General features: G+C 36.6%; 14 protein-coding genes and 1 tRNA gene. 8 read left to right on the plus strand and 7 right to left on the minus strand.

Annotated features, from left to right (window positions below; genetic code table 11):
- Positions 1-7: 7 nt before the first annotated feature.
- The 5 genes from PHQ93_RS02820 to flgA all read right to left on the minus strand — a co-directional run bounded on the left by PHQ93_RS02820 (position 8) and on the right by flgA (position 3,101).
- Entirely contained in the window at positions 8-559 is a 552-nt protein-coding gene (locus tag PHQ93_RS02820) for an HPP family protein (RefSeq protein ID WP_299940581.1), read from the minus strand.
- Between the two features lie 97 nt (positions 560-656).
- Positions 657-1,232 carry a dTMP kinase gene (gene tmk / locus PHQ93_RS02825; protein WP_299940584.1) on the minus strand — a complete coding sequence of 192 codons (576 nt, stop codon included), beginning with the start codon at positions 1,230-1,232 and terminating at the stop codon, positions 657-659.
- Positions 1,217-1,708 carry a pantetheine-phosphate adenylyltransferase gene (gene coaD / locus PHQ93_RS02830; protein ID WP_299940587.1) on the minus strand — a complete coding sequence of 164 codons (492 nt, stop codon included), beginning with the start codon at positions 1,706-1,708 and terminating at the stop codon, positions 1,217-1,219. The genes tmk and coaD overlap by 16 nt, the downstream gene beginning before the upstream one ends.
- Positions 1,708-2,235: a UbiX family flavin prenyltransferase gene (locus PHQ93_RS02835; protein WP_299940590.1), complete on the minus strand. Its 528-nt coding sequence runs from the start codon at positions 2,233-2,235 to the stop codon at positions 1,708-1,710. The genes coaD and PHQ93_RS02835 overlap by 1 nt, the downstream gene beginning before the upstream one ends.
- Positions 2,232-3,101 carry a flagellar basal body P-ring formation chaperone FlgA gene (gene flgA / locus PHQ93_RS02840; protein WP_299940593.1) on the minus strand — a complete coding sequence of 290 codons (870 nt, stop codon included), beginning with the start codon at positions 3,099-3,101 and terminating at the stop codon, positions 2,232-2,234. The genes PHQ93_RS02835 and flgA overlap by 4 nt, the downstream gene beginning before the upstream one ends.
- Before the next feature lie 98 nt (positions 3,102-3,199).
- Between flgA and PHQ93_RS02845 the strand changes: the two genes are divergently transcribed.
- The gene (locus PHQ93_RS02845) at positions 3,200-3,763 is read left to right on the plus strand and encodes a hypothetical protein (RefSeq protein ID WP_299940595.1); all 564 of its coding nucleotides are present in this window, start codon (positions 3,200-3,202) and stop codon (positions 3,761-3,763) included.
- A 47-nt stretch (positions 3,764-3,810) separates the two neighbouring features.
- Here the strand turns inward: PHQ93_RS02845 and PHQ93_RS02850 are convergent.
- A tRNA-Leu gene (locus tag PHQ93_RS02850) sits at positions 3,811-3,894 on the minus strand.
- Positions 3,895-4,045: 151 nt separating this feature from the next.
- On the opposite strand from PHQ93_RS02850, the gene PHQ93_RS02855 reads away from it, so the two are divergent.
- The 7 genes from PHQ93_RS02855 (at position 4,046) to PHQ93_RS02885 (ending at position 16,190) form a co-directional block, all read left to right on the plus strand.
- The gene (locus tag PHQ93_RS02855) at positions 4,046-6,523 is read left to right on the plus strand and encodes a flagellin (protein ID WP_299940597.1); all 2,478 of its coding nucleotides are present in this window, start codon (positions 4,046-4,048) and stop codon (positions 6,521-6,523) included.
- A gap of 126 nt (positions 6,524-6,649) precedes the next feature.
- On the plus strand, positions 6,650-8,854 hold the full coding sequence (locus PHQ93_RS02860; protein WP_299940600.1) for a DNA translocase FtsK: 2,205 nt from the start codon (positions 6,650-6,652) through the stop codon (positions 8,852-8,854).
- On the plus strand, positions 8,854-9,246 hold the full coding sequence (locus PHQ93_RS02865) for a DUF3820 family protein (protein WP_299940603.1): 393 nt from the start codon (positions 8,854-8,856) through the stop codon (positions 9,244-9,246). Before PHQ93_RS02860 ends, PHQ93_RS02865 begins: the two co-directional genes overlap by 1 nt.
- Before the next feature lie 135 nt (positions 9,247-9,381).
- Positions 9,382-9,897: a PAS domain-containing protein gene (locus PHQ93_RS02870; protein ID WP_299940606.1), complete on the plus strand. Its 516-nt coding sequence runs from the start codon at positions 9,382-9,384 to the stop codon at positions 9,895-9,897.
- Between the two features lie 22 nt (positions 9,898-9,919).
- Positions 9,920-10,861, plus strand: coding sequence for an HD domain-containing phosphohydrolase (locus PHQ93_RS02875; RefSeq protein WP_299940831.1), 942 nt, complete (start codon positions 9,920-9,922; stop codon positions 10,859-10,861).
- A gap of 225 nt (positions 10,862-11,086) precedes the next feature.
- Positions 11,087-13,636 (plus strand): bifunctional aconitate hydratase 2/2-methylisocitrate dehydratase, encoded by a 2,550-nt coding sequence (gene acnB / locus PHQ93_RS02880; RefSeq protein WP_299940608.1) that lies wholly within the window; start codon positions 11,087-11,089, stop codon positions 13,634-13,636.
- A gap of 178 nt (positions 13,637-13,814) precedes the next feature.
- Positions 13,815-16,190: a diguanylate cyclase gene (locus PHQ93_RS02885; RefSeq protein WP_299940611.1), complete on the plus strand. Its 2,376-nt coding sequence runs from the start codon at positions 13,815-13,817 to the stop codon at positions 16,188-16,190.
- Here the strand turns inward: PHQ93_RS02885 and lolA are convergent.
- Positions 16,180-16,695, minus strand: coding sequence for a LolA-like outer membrane lipoprotein chaperone (gene lolA, locus PHQ93_RS02890; protein ID WP_299940614.1), 516 nt, complete (start codon positions 16,693-16,695; stop codon positions 16,180-16,182). The genes PHQ93_RS02885 and lolA overlap by 11 nt on opposite strands.
- Positions 16,696-16,778 lie beyond the last annotated feature (83 nt).

A 16,778-nucleotide genomic window follows, 5' to 3' on the forward strand; every position in this document is an offset into this window, starting at 1 on the left:
TAACGCTCTAGTACCAGTAAGTCGGGTAGTGTCTCTTGGTATTGTTTGATATGTTATTTACAATAAGCGCTATTATAAGCATCATTGTAACTCCGAGAGCTATCGGTGAGAGCGGGTAAATCCAACCGAGTGATTGGATTTTCTCACTTCCTATGACATATATAAGCGCAGTAGCACCTCCGGGAGGATGCATGGTTATAGTTAAATGCATTACTAAAACGGAGAGTGCAACGCTAAGTGCACATAAAAGTTCTAAACTTAGTAAATTTCCAAAACTTTTTACCAAAAATACTGAGACTATGGCAGATAAGACATGCCCTCCGATTAGGTTTCTTGGTTGAGAAAAAGGTACTTCCGGCGCTCCGTAGATTAAAACTGCAGAAGCACCGAAAGAGCCTAGAAGAAAAAAACTATCTTGCGTTGAAAATGAGTTGCTAAAAATTGACATAACATATATGCCTACAAACGATCCGACTACCGACCACAAGATTTTACTTGCGGGTTTTCTAGCCGGTCTGGCACCTTTTGACATCATTCTTTGAAGATATTTTTTCGGCAACTTTTTTCCTCATAAAAATTTGCCATATAGTAAGTGTTTTTTTAATAATATTTATTGATATATGTCAACAATCAAATAAAGTAAATATTTAAACCAATTAAATATTGATACTATTTAATATTTCTTTGGTTATATCATCTATGCTTTTTGTTGCATCAATGGTGATTAGTTCCAAATTTAGGAGTTTTGCAGCCTCTATAACGGCATCTTGAATACCTAAAAGATACTCTACGCCTCTTAGTTCAATGCCGTCTAATTTTTTTTGAGAGAGTCTAAACTCAAGCTCCCCTTTTGTTAGATAAAGCAGAAAAATCTTTGACGGGTAGATACCGTTTGTCGCAAAATTATTTAAAGATACCAAATCTTTTTTGTCTATTTCGCCTTGAACCAAAGCATAAGCGACACCGCTTACGGCACTTCTGTCAGAGATGATGAGTTTATCTAAATTCGGCTCTACAATCTCTTTTATATGTTCGGCGCGGTCAGCTAAAAAGAGTAAAAATTCAGCTTTTTTGCTCTTTGTTTTAGCGCTTAAAACTATCTCCCTTATCTCTTTGCCGACCTCGGTGCCACCCGGTTCTTTTGTGATAAGGGCATCTTTAAAATGTTCTGTGAGTTTTGCTATCTGAGTGCTTTTTCCCGCAGTGTCAATTCCCTCTATTGCAATGTACATGATTTCATATTTCCTATAATATTTTGAACCTCTTTTGGCAAGAGATGTTCGGTTTTGGCGTTGAATTTTAGAAGATTTCTAACTATTGAAGAGCTAATAAATGCATGTTGGAGTTTTGGCATAAGATAAACAGTCTCAATCGTATCGTCTAGCGAATTGTTTAAGTACCCGAGTTGAAGTTCATACTCAAAGTCGCTGACGGCCCTTAAACCGCGAATCAAAACTGTAGCATTATGAGTACGCGCAAGTTCAACCGTAAGATTGTCAAAACCCACAACCGTTACATTTTTTAGATTTTTTACGGCTTCTCTTACCATCTCGATTCGCTCATCAAGCGTAAACATCGGTTTTTTGTCTGCCGAATCGGCAACTGCGACTATAACTTCATCAAAAAGCCTTAGAGCTCTCTCGATTATGTCAAAATGCCCGTTTGTGATTGGGTCAAAAGTTCCCGGATAGAGTGCTGTTTTTTTCATTATTCCCATCTTTTATAAAGGTTATTTTCGATTCCAAGCAAGTCAAACCATTTGCCTATGATAAAATTTTCCATCTCATCTAAACTCTGTTGCTCTGAGTAGTATGCCATAACAGGAGGGGCGATTATTACCCCTAGAGTTGCTAATTTATGCATATTCTCTAAGGCAATGGCGGAAAACGGCATTTCTCTCGGAGCAAGAATGAGTTTTTTATGCTCTTTTATCATAACGCTTGCACATCTTGTAACTAGATTATCGGCGATACCGCATGCTATTTTTGCAAGAGTATTCATGCTGCACGGTGCAATAATCATAGCATCGACTCCGAAAGAGCCTGAAGAGATACTTGCGGAGATATCGTCATTGTCATGGAGTGTTACACCCGTCTCTTTATCTAAAACTATTTGTGAATTTTTTGTCATGATGAAGTGTTTTTCTATCTCTTTTGGGAGCAGTCTAACTGCCTTTACTCCAAGATTTACACCGCTTGCACCGCTTGATGCCACTACTATTTTACGATTTTTCACTCTAACTCCGCCTTGTTATTGCCGGTAACTCTTGCTTTTAAAGTTTTTCCGTTGCTGTTTTGAACTTTTATTATATCATCTACTTTGGCATCTTGAAGCGCTTTTGCACTAAATACGATATCCATACCGTCTTTTGACATGGTTACGTTAATCATAGAATCTCTCTTGATTACATGAAGCAGTTCAATATCGTTATATGTTAAAATCGTATCTTTTGGAATATGTCGTTTTGCCTGAATGGAGCTGTTATCTATATTTTGGATTGGTTTAGCTCTAAATTTATCTAAAACAACACTCTTCTTTATGTAATTTTGAGGTGAAATGGAAGTCTCTTTTTTGATAATATCCGAGCTGATGTAAACCATGACGGTTGCTTTTATAAGGTAGTTAAAAAATATCTTCTTATTTTCAGCCGTTTTGATATTTATAATGCCGTTTTTTGATAAAAAATCACGACTCTCTATATTCACGATATAATCTTTTGGCAGGGCAGTTATATGTCCTCTTGGCTCTATTGAAATATTTTGAATATCTATGGTTTCATAGTTTTTTTCATAATACTCTTTTAGTTTCAACTTAAGCAGTGATATATCAATAGGACTTTTTAAAATAAAATTTATATAGCTTTTTTTAGAGTGATAGTTTTTATATCCGTGATCACTCAATAGCTTCATTAAATCTTTAGTTTTAATCTTCTGCGTATTAGAGTTTTTATCTATTGATAAAATAGTAAAATCGTTTTTTGTATCTTTTGTAATTACTGAGGAACTGATTGTCCTGTTGTCAACATAGTAGGTATCTTCTATTTCTGTATTTGCATGTAGATTTAAGTAGATAAGAACAAAAATAAGAAGTTTAAAAAGCATGAAAACAAAGAGTCCAATCTAAATAATTTTCTTATTTTAACATATTATGGAATTTAAATGTGTGTTATACTTTCGGATTAAAAAAAAAGGATATTTCGATGAAACAAATTCTATCTGCTATATTTTTAGTTCTACTCTTTTCAGGATGTGTAGAAAAAAAGAATGTTTTGTATATTGACAACCAAAGTTTGTGTTCAGAGCCGATGGCGACACTTTATTTAAAAGATATTGATATAAAAAATAGTGCAAAAACATTCAATATTGCTCCCGATGAAATAAGAAGCGCTCTTATTAGTTCATTAAAAGAGACGAACTGTTTTAGAGTTTTTTCATTTAACAAAAACAGAACTTTAGAGTCTGATAACGAGTATATACTTAACGCTAAAGTCACTCTTAATCAAGAAGAGCAAGTAGTTGAAAAAAATATCTTTAAAAAAGAGGAAAAAGAGCTTATATCTATGGCAATAGTGCTTCAAGCATATAACGAAAGTAAAAAAGTAAATGCAACCGCAAAAAGCGAACTTTTAACGGATAAATCAAAAATTTTAGGTTTTAAAAACGAGAGAGATGTTTCTGGAGATAGTCAAACGGTTATGCAAAATGCAACCAGAAAAGCTTCTCTTGCACTTACGGACGGATTTATAAAACTTCAAGGAAAATAATTAAGAGGAAGTTCCCAAAGCGGAACTCTTCATTTGTACTTAATACGTGGTACCAGTGGGCGGACTCGAACCGCCACATATTTCTATACCTGATTTTGAATCAGGCGTGTCTACCATTTCACCACACTGGCTTGAAGCGAAATAATAGTGACTTATTGCTTAAATATAAGTTAGATGTGTCGGTTATGTATAAATATTTTTTGCCGATATAGTTAAAATGGAACTTATGTTGCTTTGTGTAGTTATTATGAAACAGAGTTTTTATAAAGTTGGAGGTGTGATATGAGAATTTCAAATAGCATGTATTACGATAGTGTATATGGTAGTAATAGTCAAACGCTAAATAAAGAGCTTTTTGATGTAAATAAGCAAATCTCATCCGGATTGAAGATTCAGTATGCACATGAAGATGTAAGAACATTTACTGAAACAATGAGACATGATAACGAGATAGCAACGCTTGAACAGAGTAAAAAAAGTTCAGAAAACGGGTATAAAATCTCAAACCAGACAGATACTATTTTAAATGATTTTGAAACATCATTAGATAGAATGAAAACACTTCTTATTCAATCTGCTAACGGCACGCAAAACAACACATCTTTGGATGCTGTTGCAAAAGAGTTGAGAAGCGTAGAAAGCCATTTAAAAAATTTAGCAAATAGTTCTATAAACGGACAGTATCTTTTCTCAGGATCTGCAATCAATACAAAACCGATTACAAGTGATGGAAAATATGTCGGAAATAGCGGTATTCTTGAGTCTTTTACGGGTGCAGGCACTACTCAACAGTACAATATAAGCGGATCCGAATTCTTTTTGGGAGAAGAAGGCGATCAAAAAAGAGAGATAACTGCAAATGTGGTACAGCATAGCCTAACTGCAAAATACCCACAGCTTAAAGGTAAAAATCTTACTGATGGTACCGATGAGATGATTAGCTCAAACAGTACAATTCGTGATTTGATGGGTGATATTGATGATGGAGTAGATGGTGTAAATGCAAAACATCACTTCTATATCAGAGGAACTTCAAGTGACGGAACCTCTTTTAATGAACAAATATCTATGAAAGATAATGAGAGTGTAGGAGAGCTTTTGACTAAAATAGGTGAGGCGTACGGAAACACTCCAAATCTAAAAGTTGCAGATGTTAGTTTAAACAGCTATGGGCAAATTGTTGTAGAAGATAAAATGAAAGGTTCTAGTAAAATAGAATTTCATATGGTTGCAGCGACTGATTTTGGTTATAGCGGGTTTCCGACAATAGATAAAGCAGATATAAACAATGCTTCTGCTTATGGCGTAACAGAGCTTGGAAATATAGAAAATCTCATAAGCGGTGAGAACGATTTTGATAAAATCATAAAAGGGACTAGTTCTGCTGCGAATTCAAATCTTTATGTGAAAAATTTCGTTAGTTCAGATTTTACTCCTGCCACAGAGTTTGAAAATAAGCTTGTAAGCGCACAGTTTTCCATGAGTGCCGCCGTAGCAGGCGGTGAAACACTGTCTGTGAAGATAGGCGATAAATACGGCTCAATAACTACATATACACAAGCCTTTGTTGTGGATGCCGCAACGACTTATGATAACTTAAAAAATCAGATTGAATCTTCCGGTAATTTTAGCGTAAGCGTAATTGGAGATACTATTAGGCTGGATACGACATCAAAAGGTATGGCAAAGGGTGTTTTTATAGATACTAATCTATCAAATAGCAATCCATTGGTTGCAGTAAGTACAAATACATCAGAAAAAGCAATTTTATCTGATATGAAAAATACATTTTACGATAATACACAATTTAGCAAAGATGGCTCAAAACTCTCTTCAAATGTCTCTCAAATTATAAAAGAGACAAATGCTTTTGCAACTCCCTCAACTAAACTTTCGGAGGTTGCAGATCTCTCAAAAGGAACAGCAGACTCGTTAGACGGTACAACTTTTTCTTTCTCCGGTAAAAATATAGACGGCATAGCATTTGATGCAGAGATAAAGTTAAAAAATACGGCAAACGGCGGCTCTACATTTTCTCTTGACGGCGGAGTTACGAACTACACTATTTTTAATATGAAAAATCCAAGAACTGCGGTTAATGCCGATGATATGACATATCAACAGCTTATGGATGTTATGAATATGGTAACAACAGCTCATATCCCAAGCTCTACAAATGGAGATACGGATTATGATAATGCGGTACAAGATTCAAATTTATCAGGTAATACGCATTTAACATATGATGGAAAAATAGAATTTAAAGATAAAAACTCTACATATACAAAAGCCGAGATAGCTATTCATGATAAAAATAGTGGAAATTTTTCAACTCTTTCAGCGCCTTCAGTTATGACTTTTAACTCAAATAATGCCATAACCGTTCGTGATCCAAAGACAGATTTTTTTAAAACAATAGATGAAATAATTAAATCAGTTGAAGAGGGCAAAATATATTCGGATGCAGACAATGGCAATGCGAGAACTTTAGGAATTCAAAATGGTATAAAAATGATTGATGATTTAAATAATCATGTAGCCAAAATTCATTCAAAAACCGGTGCTCAGTCAAATTCCCTTGATGAATCAATACAAAGAACCGAGCTGTTAAAAATAAGCGCTATTACACTTCGTTCATCTGTAATAGATACAGATTTGGCTGAGGCTTCAATGAAACTTTCTCAAGTAAAACTTAACTACGAAGCAATGCTTTCAGCGACGGCTAAGATTTCACAATTAAGTTTGGTTAACTACCTCTAATATATTTTAAAAATCCTTTATAAAGCATTTTTTGTTATACTTCATTTTTATTATGCCAAAGGGCTCTTTTCCTTTGGTTACATCGGTTGAAATTGATTTTTTTAGAGTAAAAAGGGAAGTTATAGTTTGAGAGATACTATATTTATAATAAGTTTTGGTTTATTAGCTTATCTTGGATTTGCTACGATCTTTGGCGATATGGCTTTGATGGGCAGCTACGGCGCCGTCTTTGCATCATACAATCATAGATTTTTCGGTTATGTGTCATATATCTATATATTTGCTTTTATGATTCCGTTATACTTTTTTTATAAAAACAATAGATTAGGCATAGAAAAAATTGAGCTGGCAATAGCTTCTTTTTTGATATTTTTTTCCTCTCTTCTAGCTCAAGCTATGATTATAAAAGATGATTTACGGGGCGAAGTAGGAGCCGGTTTTGCAGATTTTTTATCTCCCTTTATCGGAACATTCGGGCTTTGGACATTTTGGTTAATTATAACTTCAATCTCTATAGTAATTATTTTTGACAAAAGCGCTCATGAAATAGTGGATATTTTTTTAAAAAACATAAAAGATATCTTTTCAAATAGTAATTTTTTTGCTCCCAAAGAGATAAAAAAACCTATTAAAAGTAAAAATATTGTAGAAAAAAATATAGAAAAAACCGTAGAGCAAAATAGCGGTAAAACTGTTAAAGAAGATAAAAAAGCAGAGCCTGTTTTTGAAGAGGAAGATAACCAAATCGATACGCCTGCATATCTCAGAAGAGAAGAGTCTCCTAAGTCCGAACCTTCAAAAAAAACGGCTCAACACAATATTTTAGAGCTTGTCCATGAGATAAAAGAGCAAAAAAATGCCATAGTCGTCGATGAGCTTGAGGAAAATGCAAAACTGCTTGCTTCCATAGAAAAGGGTGCGGTTGAAAAGCCGAAAAACTTTACTCTGCCATCTGTTGATTTTTTACAAAAACCAAATGCCAAAGCTCACAGTGTCGATGAGAGCGAGCTTGACGGCAAGATAAAATTTCTTATAGAAAAATTGGCACACTTTAAGATAGACGGGGATGTCGTGCGAACTTATGCCGGACCCGTTGTTTCAACCTTTGAGTTTAAACCTGCCGCGAATGTAAAAGTTTCTCGCATTTTAAATCTTCAAGATGATTTGGCTATGGCTCTTAGTGCAGAGACTATCCGTATTCAAGCTCCGATTCCGGGAAAAGATGTAGTCGGAATAGAGATACCAAACGAGAAGATTGATACGATTTACTTAAGAGAGCTGCTTGACAGTGCTATTTTTAAGGAGTCCTCTTCTCCTTTGACTATTGTTTTGGGTAAAGATATTGTCGGTAAACCCTTTATAACCGACCTTAAAAAGCTTCCGCATCTTCTAATCGCAGGAACGACGGGAAGCGGGAAAAGCGTCGGTATAAATGCTATGATACTCTCGCTTTTATATAAAAATTCACCCGATCAGCTTAGACTTCTTATGATTGACCCCAAAATGCTTGAATTTTCTATCTATAATGATATTCCGCATCTGCTAACCCCGGTGATTACAAAGGCAAAACAGGCAATTGTAGCACTTAACAATATGGTTTATGAGATGGAGCGTCGATACTCTCTTATGAGTGAAAATAGAACAAAAAATATAGAGAGCTACAATGAAAAGGTTAAAAAAGAGAGTGGTGAGCATCTTCCTTACATTGTCGTTATCATAGATGAGTTGGCGGACTTGATGATGACGAGCGGAAAAGATGTTGAGTACTCCATCGCAAGGCTTGCGCAGATGGCAAGAGCATCTGGAATTCACTTGGTTGTAGCAACTCAGCGACCTTCCGTTGATGTCGTTACAGGACTCATTAAAGCAAACCTTCCGTCTCGTATCTCATATAGAGTAGGGCAAAAAGTAGATTCTAAAATCATACTAGACCAACAAGGTGCAGAGTCGCTTCTTGGCAAAGGCGATATGCTATTTACTCCTCCGGGATCAACAGGACTTGTTCGTCTTCACGCGCCTTGGAGTACGGAAGAGGAGATAGAAAAAATCGTCAACTTCATCAAATCGCAAAGAGCGCCAAATTATGATAAGCGTTTTTTAATTGAAGAGAGCGAAAACAGCTACTCATCTTCAGGCGATACATACGAAGAGCTTGATCCTCTTTTTGATGAGGCAAAAAATGTTATCTTAACGGATAGAAAAACATCTATCTCCTATCTTCAAAGAAAACTCCAAATCGGCTATAACAAATCTGCAAGGCTTATTGAACAGTTGGAAAATGAGGGTATCTTATCTTCTCCAAATTCAAAAGGTATCCGCGATATTCTCTGATGGCGGTACCGTACTTTATTTTTACAAAATTTTCTAACTCATTTAGCGTATATGTAAAAAATTTAGAAGAGTTATCGGTAGAACAGATACAAAACATAGAAGCTTTTGTTAGAGCAAGAAAAGGTATCTTTGATTTTAGCTCATACACATTTGTAATCCAAAAAAGATTAGAGTTTAGCGAATTTATATCATTAATTGAAAACAGTTTTATTGATTCGGTATGCCAAGAGAAGAGTTTGAATGTGCAGCAAAGAGAGAGGGTTGAATTTGGAAAATATAGAGGGATGCTCTATTGTGATATTCCAGACTCATATCTGTTGTGGCTAAAAAGTAACTATATGGGAAAAGATAGAGATACGATAGAAGCCGAATTGAAATTTAGAGAACTGTAATAATATTATTAAATGAAAGAATGTATAAATTGACAAGTTTTTAGATATGCCTATATTTTAAGCTAAAAGCTTCTATACTTAATCGAATATAAAAATGTGCACTAAAATGGAGAAATTCATAGTATGCTGTATAAAATGAAAGAAGCTGATTGGCGTAGAATTTTCGATAATGCGCCAGACCCGATTTTTCTGCATGATAAAGACTTTCGTCTCATCCTTGCCAACCGTGCATATTTCGAGTGTGCGGGCAAAACTGAGAAAGAATCAATTGGAAAGCCGTATTGGGAAGTTTTTCCCAAAGGTTCAGGACCGATGGAGGCGTGTTTACATGCCATGGATAGGCTATGTAGCGAAGAGGAAGAAGAGAAAATTCATCTTCCGGAGGGGAGGACATTTCTTTCCCGCAGTGTTTGCATTACAGACGAAACGGGAAACTATTTCTATAGCCTCCATAACCTAACGGATATAACTTTTATGACGCAAGCACAGGAGCATATCGAACAACTCAGCCGCCTGTACCATACCATTTCTCTCGGCAACCAAGCGCTTGTGCGTGCCAACGATGAAGTCTCACTTGCACAGGCAATGTGCGATGCATTGACTGATTATGGAGGCTACCGCACCGCGTGGGTAGGACTCAAGGGGGGATGATGCGAAGAAATTGATTCACCCATTGGCGGCAAGAGGGATTGAGATCAGTCAACTTAGAGAGCTGGAGTTTACATGGGAGGATAATGAGCGCGGTCAAGCGCCTACGGGAACTTGCATTCGCAGTGGAAAACCTGTTCGCCGCCATAATCTTCCTGATGAAATACCGAAGTATCTTCTTCCGATTACCTTGGAGTTAGGAGTTGTCGAGTCGTTGTCTATCCCGCTCATTGTTGCCGAAAAAATAATTGGTGCGATTACTGTCAGTATTTCGGGGCATAACCTGCTTGGCGAGAAAGAGGAAGCTCTGCTAATGGAGATGGCTGGCGATCTTGCCTTTGGTATCAGTAAAATGCGTGATAACAGGGAGCGTATCGACATTCTTGAAAAGCTTGAGGGAAGCTTGGACAATGCCGTTGCCGCCATAGCCGCTACGGTGGAGATGAGGGACCCATATACGGCAGGGCATCAGAGAAGAGTTGCAAAGCTTGCCGCCGCAATCGCATCGGAAATGGGACTCCCGACCAAACAGATTGAGGGTATTCGCATTGCCGGTATAGTTCATGATATCGGCAAAATCCATGTTCCCGCAGAAATCCTCTCTAATCCCTCAAAGCTTACCGATGCGGAGTTTTCCATTATAAAAACCCACCCTCAAGCAGGCTATGATATTCTCCATACGATTGATTTTCCTTGGCCTGTTGCACAGATGATTCTTCAGCATCATGAAAAGATGGACGGTTCAGGATATCCAAACGGACTAAAAGGGGAAGATATTTTGATTGAAGCCAGAATCCTTTGTATAGCTGATGTCATTGAAGCGATGGCCTCCCACCGTCCATACCGACCGGGTTTTGGGATTTTTCCGGCTCTGCAGGAGATTTCACGCAATAAAGGGCGGTTGTATGATCAGGATGTCGTTAGAGCCGTAATGACGCTGTTTTTGGACAAAGGATACGAGCTTTAAGAATAGACTTATTTTTAGATTGCTTCACTTCGTTCGCAATGACGGTCATGTGCCAAGGAGGAACGACGAAGCAATCTAAGTTATGAAATACCATAAGACAATATGTTACCAAAATAAACACTTTTTAAATAAAACAGATAGCTTGTGTTTACTTTTGTAACATATATGTTTTACTGTTTACATATTTAGTTATAATCTTTCTAAATTTTAAAAACAGGAATAACGATGGCATTTATTGAAGAGTATAAAGCGCATATTGCGCAAAGAGAAACACTAGGTGTTCCACCATTACCGCTCTCTGCTGAGCAGACTGTTGCATTGGTTGAGATGATTAAAGCAGGTGCGGGCGACATGAATGAAAATGTTGCACTTCTTACAAATCGTGTTTCACCGGGCGTCGATGATGCCGCATATGTAAAAGCTGCATTTTTAAATGATGTTGCGTCAGAAAAAATCAGTGTAGCTGCTATTTCTGCTTCTACCGCCGTAAAAATGATGGGTATGATGCTTGGCGGCTACAATGTTAAACCGATTATTAACGCATTGACATCTAGCAACAAAGAAGTAGTTGAGGCTGCAAAAGAGGCTTTAAAACATACTTTGCTTGTTTATGATGCATTTAACGATGTTGAAGAGTTATACAAAGCCGGTAATGCTGCTGCTATTGAAGTTATGAACTCGTGGGCAAACGCTGAATGGTTTACATCAAAACCATCCCTTCCTGAAGCAATGACGCTGACAGTGTTTAAAGTTGCGGGTGAGACAAATACTGATGATTTATCTCCGGCTTCAGAAGCTTTTACTCGTTCAGATATTCCGCTTCATGCAAACTCTATGCTGGTTGCAAAGATGGATGACCCTATGGGCACTATCAAAAAACTAAAAGAAAAAGGTCACCCGATTGCTTATGTAGGTGATGTCGTAGGAACGGGAAGTTCGAGAAAATCAGGTGTAAACTCTGTTCAGTGGCATATGGGCGAAGATATAGACGGTGTTCCGAATAAACGCACGGGCGGTGTAGTTCTTGGCGGAATTATCGCTCCTATTTTCTTTGCTACTTGTGAAGATTCAGGTGCACTGCCGTTAGAACTTGATGTTACAAATATGGAGATGGGCGATGTTATCACGGTCTATCCATATAAAGGTGAGGCTCACAAAGACGGCAAGTGTATCGCTACATTTAAGCTAAACCCAAACACAATCGTTGATGAAGTTCGTGCAGGCGGGCGTATTCCGCTTATCATCGGACGCGGGTTAACTGCAAAAGCAAGAGGCGTTTTAGGTCTTGGCACAAGCGATATTTTCTTAACTCCGGAGCAACCTGCAGATAGCGGCAAAGGTTATACGCTAGCTCAAAAAATGGTAGGAAAAGCTTGCGGTATGACAGGTGTTCGCCCAAATATGTATGTTGAGCCTGTAACTTCAACTGTAGGAAGTCAAGATACAACAGGTCCTATGACAAGAGATGAGATAGTTGAACTTGCTGCACTTGGTTTTAGTGCAGATATGGTTATGCAGTCATTCTGTCACACGGCGGCGTATCCTAAACCGTCAGATGTTAAGATGCACCACACGCTTCCTGAATTTATATCTAAGCGTTCAGGCGTTGCACTTCGTCCGGGTGACGGAGTTATCCACTCATGGTTAAATCGTTTAGTTTTACCTGATACGGTCGGAACAGGTGCAGATAGTCATACTCGCTTCCCGATAGGTATCTCTTTTCCGGGCGGTTCAGGTATCGTTGCGTTTGCGGCAGTTACGGGAAGTATGCCTCTTACTATGCCTGAGTCGGTTCTTGTAAGATTTAGCGGAGAGCTTCAACCGGGTATCACTCTTCGTGATTTGGTAAATGCAATTCCTCATCAAGCAATCAAAGACGGGCTTTTAACAGTTCCTAAAAAAGACAAGAAAAATGTTTTCAACGGCCGCATTTTAGAGATTGAAGGTTTACCGACGCTTAAGTGTGAACAAGCTTTTGAGCTTTCAGACGCGTCTGCTGAGAGAAGTGCTGCTGCATGTACCGTTAAGTTAGATAAAGAACCTGTAATCGAGTATATCAAATCAAATGTTGTTTTACTTGAGCAGATGATTGTAGCAGGATATGAAGATAAACGAACACTACAACGCCGTATAGACAAAATGAACGAGTGGTTGGCAAATCCTACTCTTATGGAAGCGGATAAAGATGCAGAGTATGCAGCGATTATCGAGATTGATTTAAACAAAATCACTGAGCCGATTTTAGCTTGTCCGAATGATCCGGATGATGTAGCGACACTATCTGAGGTTTTAGCAAGCAACCGCCCGACAAAAATAGATGAAGTATTTGTCGGTTCATGTATGACAAATATCGGTCACTACCGCGCACTCGGTGAAGTTTTAAGAGGCGAGGGTGCCGTTCCGACAAGACTATGGATTTGTCCGCCGACAAGAATGGATGAAAAACAACTTATAGAAGAGGGTTACTACGCTGTATTTGGATCTTCGGGTGCAAGAACTGAGATTCCGGGATGTTCACTCTGTATGGGAAATCAAGCGCGCGTTGCTGATGGTGCCGTTGTATTTTCAACTTCAACTCGTAACTTTGATAACCGTTTAGGTAAAGATACTAAAGTCTATTTAGGTTCTGCCGAACTTGCTGCCGTATGTGCAAAACTAGGTCGCCTACCGACTGCTGCGGAGTATAACGAGATAGTTCCTAAGAAGATAGCAGGCAAAGAGGCTAGTATCTACAAATATCTAAACTTCAATCTTATAAAAGATTATAAACTATAAACTTCGTGCATAATTTAGATTGCTTCGTCATACTTTCTCGCAATGTTCATTGCGGACGAAGTGAAGCAATCTAGCTCTTCCTCATCAATTTCGTTAATCACAACTTTTGTTATATTGTTATTATTTTATTTTCTTTTGCTAGAATATCTAAAAAATTAAATTTTTAGGTTAAGCAGAGATGGAAAAAATATATAAATTTGCCGTATTGGTTCTATTTTTAATCGGTGGCACCCTCTTTTTATTTAATAATTTCGTAACTAACTACAATCAAGAGATTGAAAAAACGAAAAATAAGATTGACGGAGTTGAATTTGCACATAAACTTCAAAAATTTATACTAAAACTTCAAAAATTAAGAGGTTATAGCCAGTTTGATGAGATATCTCTAAATCAATTGGACTGGGATGTTATAGTAAATAATACTCAATTGATTAAGTCTGATGTTAAAAAAGATATACTGGAAATTAAACAATTCAACAAGCTTTATCCTGTGCTTTACGATAATGATTACGGCTACATAATAGATGAGATTGAAAACTTAATACAGAGTCATCAAGAGGATAAAACCATCTTGTATCAAAAATATACATACGAGATAGAGCAGTTAAAAGAGAAGATGTACTATCTGGGATTTAAATCTAAACTGTTATTGGAATCTGAGGGCGATAAATATTTTTTAATCGAAATTATGCTTAAGCACTTGCCAAATGCCATAGAAGTTGTAGGTAAAATCAGAGCTAAAACCACTAAAGCTATCTTGGAAAATGTCACGGATGCGGAATTAAAATATTCAATCCAAAGCAACTGTTTGCTTTGCGAGGAGCATACAAAACAGATATATAAAACCATCAACGAGATAAACGACGACATAGAAAAAACAAGGCTTCTCTCTCTGCTTGACAATATTAACAATGAAACTAAAAAAATGCAGGAGTTTGTTAAAAAAACCGTCGTTTCGGAACATATAAGCATGAATGCGCTCGAATTTTTTACATTGTCGACGAATGTAATCGATAAAATGTTTGCGCTTTACGGCACAAATGCAGAATTTTTAAATCAAAAATTAAATAAAAAATTAAATGAGTTGGAAGAGACAAAACTTTACGGCATAATCATAGGAGCAGCTGTTTTTCTCTTTATAGTCGTAACTATTATTTCGATGGTAAGAGGTTATATGCTCTATACCCGCAGTGAAAAAAAGATAAAAAACAATCTAACATCGATTATAGAGCTTAAAAACGATTTGGAGAAGTGTAAAACAATCGCGGAGTTGTCATCTAGCGCACTCTACTTTTTTGCTAAAAAATTCAATATTGTCCAAGGCGCAATATATCTATTTAATGAAGAGAACAATAAACTCTATCTTGCATCATCTTATGCTACGAATGAAATGAAACCGATTATTGAACTAGGAGAGGGTCTAATCGGAGAAGCTGCCGCGCAGATGCGACATCTTCATACGCATATAAGCGATGAGAAAACAAGAAGTTTCAGTATAGAATCTATTGTTATAGAGCCTACGAATGTATGCACGGTTCCGCTAATTAGCTATGAAAAAATATTCGGTGTTTTGCAGCTAGGGCTTATCAAAGAGAATGCAATAGTTCATAATGATGATTTTAACTATTTTATAGATATGATTATCGGATTTTTGCGGGATGCAAAATATTCGGAGATAAATAAAAAATATATAGAACTTATAGATAAGCATGTAATCACATCAAAAACAAATACAAAAGGCATTATTACGGATGTGAGTGACGCATTTACAAGAATTACAGGATATTCAAAAGATGAAGTTATAGGCAAGTCGCACTCCATCGTTTCGCATCCCGATACGCCAAAAGAGCTCTATAAAAAGATGTGGGAGATTATTCTTAGCGGAAAAATATATAAGGGAGAGTTTAAAAATCTCAATAAAAACGGTGAAGAGTATTGGATCGAGAGCACCATCACCCCACAAATGGACAAATATAACAATATTTTGGGATATTCGGCAATAATTCATGATATAACTGATAAAAAGAGAATAGAAGAGTACTCTATTACCGATGCTCTAACAGGACTATACAATAGACGATTTTATAATTCAAATTTCGATAAAGAGTATAAAATATCTAAACGAGAAAATAAAAATCTGGTTTTGCTTATTATAGATATAGACTATTTTAAACAATTTAACGATAAATACGGGCATCAAAGAGGCGATGAAGTATTAAAAGCGGTATCTTTAGCTATGAAATCAATCTTTAAACGGGCAAATGATTATGTTTATCGCTTAGGCGGCGAAGAGTTCGCAGTATCGTTTTATACAAATAACCAAAAAGATGCACTTGATAGGGCAGAGGCTCTTCGTAAAAATATACAAGAGCTTAAAATAGAGCATAGCGGCAGTAGTGTTTCAAAATATATTTCTATATCCGTAGGGCTGACTTGTATCACAAAAGAGTGTATAAGAGAGGCAGACGAGATATATAGAATTACGGATGAGACGCTATATAGAGCTAAAAACAACGGGCGAAACAGGGTTGAAGTGACTTCCTTTAATCCCTGATTATATCAAAATTTAGAGGAAAAACCGGTGTAAAAACGGCTTTATTGACAGTCTGATTTTGCTTTTGATTTTTAAAACTTATTTTGACTCTGTTTTCAAATTCGTCTAAATAAGATATTGACTCTATGAAAGAGCCGTTTTTAGTTATCGTAAATTTTGAATTTTTGTAGTTTGCAAGATATTTATTTTCTTCAATTTTTTTAGCATTTGATATTATTTTAAAAAAATCAAAATTTGACTCTAATGTTTTAACAATAACCTGTTCTATTTCCGGTTCAACAATCGTTACTTCAAAATTATTTATAAATACATCTTTTTTTACAGGCTTTATGTAGCTCCATTTTGCATTTTGCGGTTTTAGTGCAACTATGTGACCGCTATAAACCAATGTTTTATTTTTATCATCCGTAATGCTTTGCGTAAAATCTGCTTCAAATGAAGTAATGCCGTCTAGTGATGCAAATAGCTCTAAACTTATTAAAATTGCTAAAAAAAAGTGTTTCACTTTTATCCTTTTTATTTGATTATAAACGCTAATCGGAACAAGTCCCGCTTAGCTGTGCTTGCAGCACGGGCACTAAAGCTTGA

Source organism: Sulfurimonas sp. (genome assembly GCF_028714975.1).
GTDB lineage: Bacteria > Campylobacterota > Campylobacteria > Campylobacterales > Sulfurimonadaceae > Sulfurimonas.

Excerpts from the sequence above, each read along its gene's own strand:
- tmk (WP_299940584.1), bottom strand. The coding sequence starts at position 1,232 with ATGTACATTGCAATAGAGGGAATTGACACTGCGGGAAAAAGCACTCAG.
- coaD (WP_299940587.1), bottom strand. The coding sequence starts at position 1,708 with ATGAAAAAAACAGCACTCTATCCGGGAACTTTTGACCCAATCACAAAC.
- flgA (WP_299940593.1), bottom strand. The coding sequence starts at position 3,101 with ATGCTTTTTAAACTTCTTATTTTTGTTCTTATCTACTTAAATCTACAT.
- PHQ93_RS02845 (WP_299940595.1), top strand. The coding sequence starts at position 3,200 with ATGAAACAAATTCTATCTGCTATATTTTTAGTTCTACTCTTTTCAGGA.
- PHQ93_RS02855 (WP_299940597.1), top strand. The coding sequence starts at position 4,046 with ATGAGAATTTCAAATAGCATGTATTACGATAGTGTATATGGTAGTAAT.
- PHQ93_RS02865 (WP_299940603.1), top strand. The coding sequence starts at position 8,854 with ATGGCGGTACCGTACTTTATTTTTACAAAATTTTCTAACTCATTTAGC.
- PHQ93_RS02870 (WP_299940606.1), top strand. The coding sequence starts at position 9,382 with ATGAAAGAAGCTGATTGGCGTAGAATTTTCGATAATGCGCCAGACCCG.
- acnB (WP_299940608.1), top strand. The coding sequence starts at position 11,087 with ATGGCATTTATTGAAGAGTATAAAGCGCATATTGCGCAAAGAGAAACA.
- PHQ93_RS02885 (WP_299940611.1), top strand. The coding sequence starts at position 13,815 with ATGGAAAAAATATATAAATTTGCCGTATTGGTTCTATTTTTAATCGGT.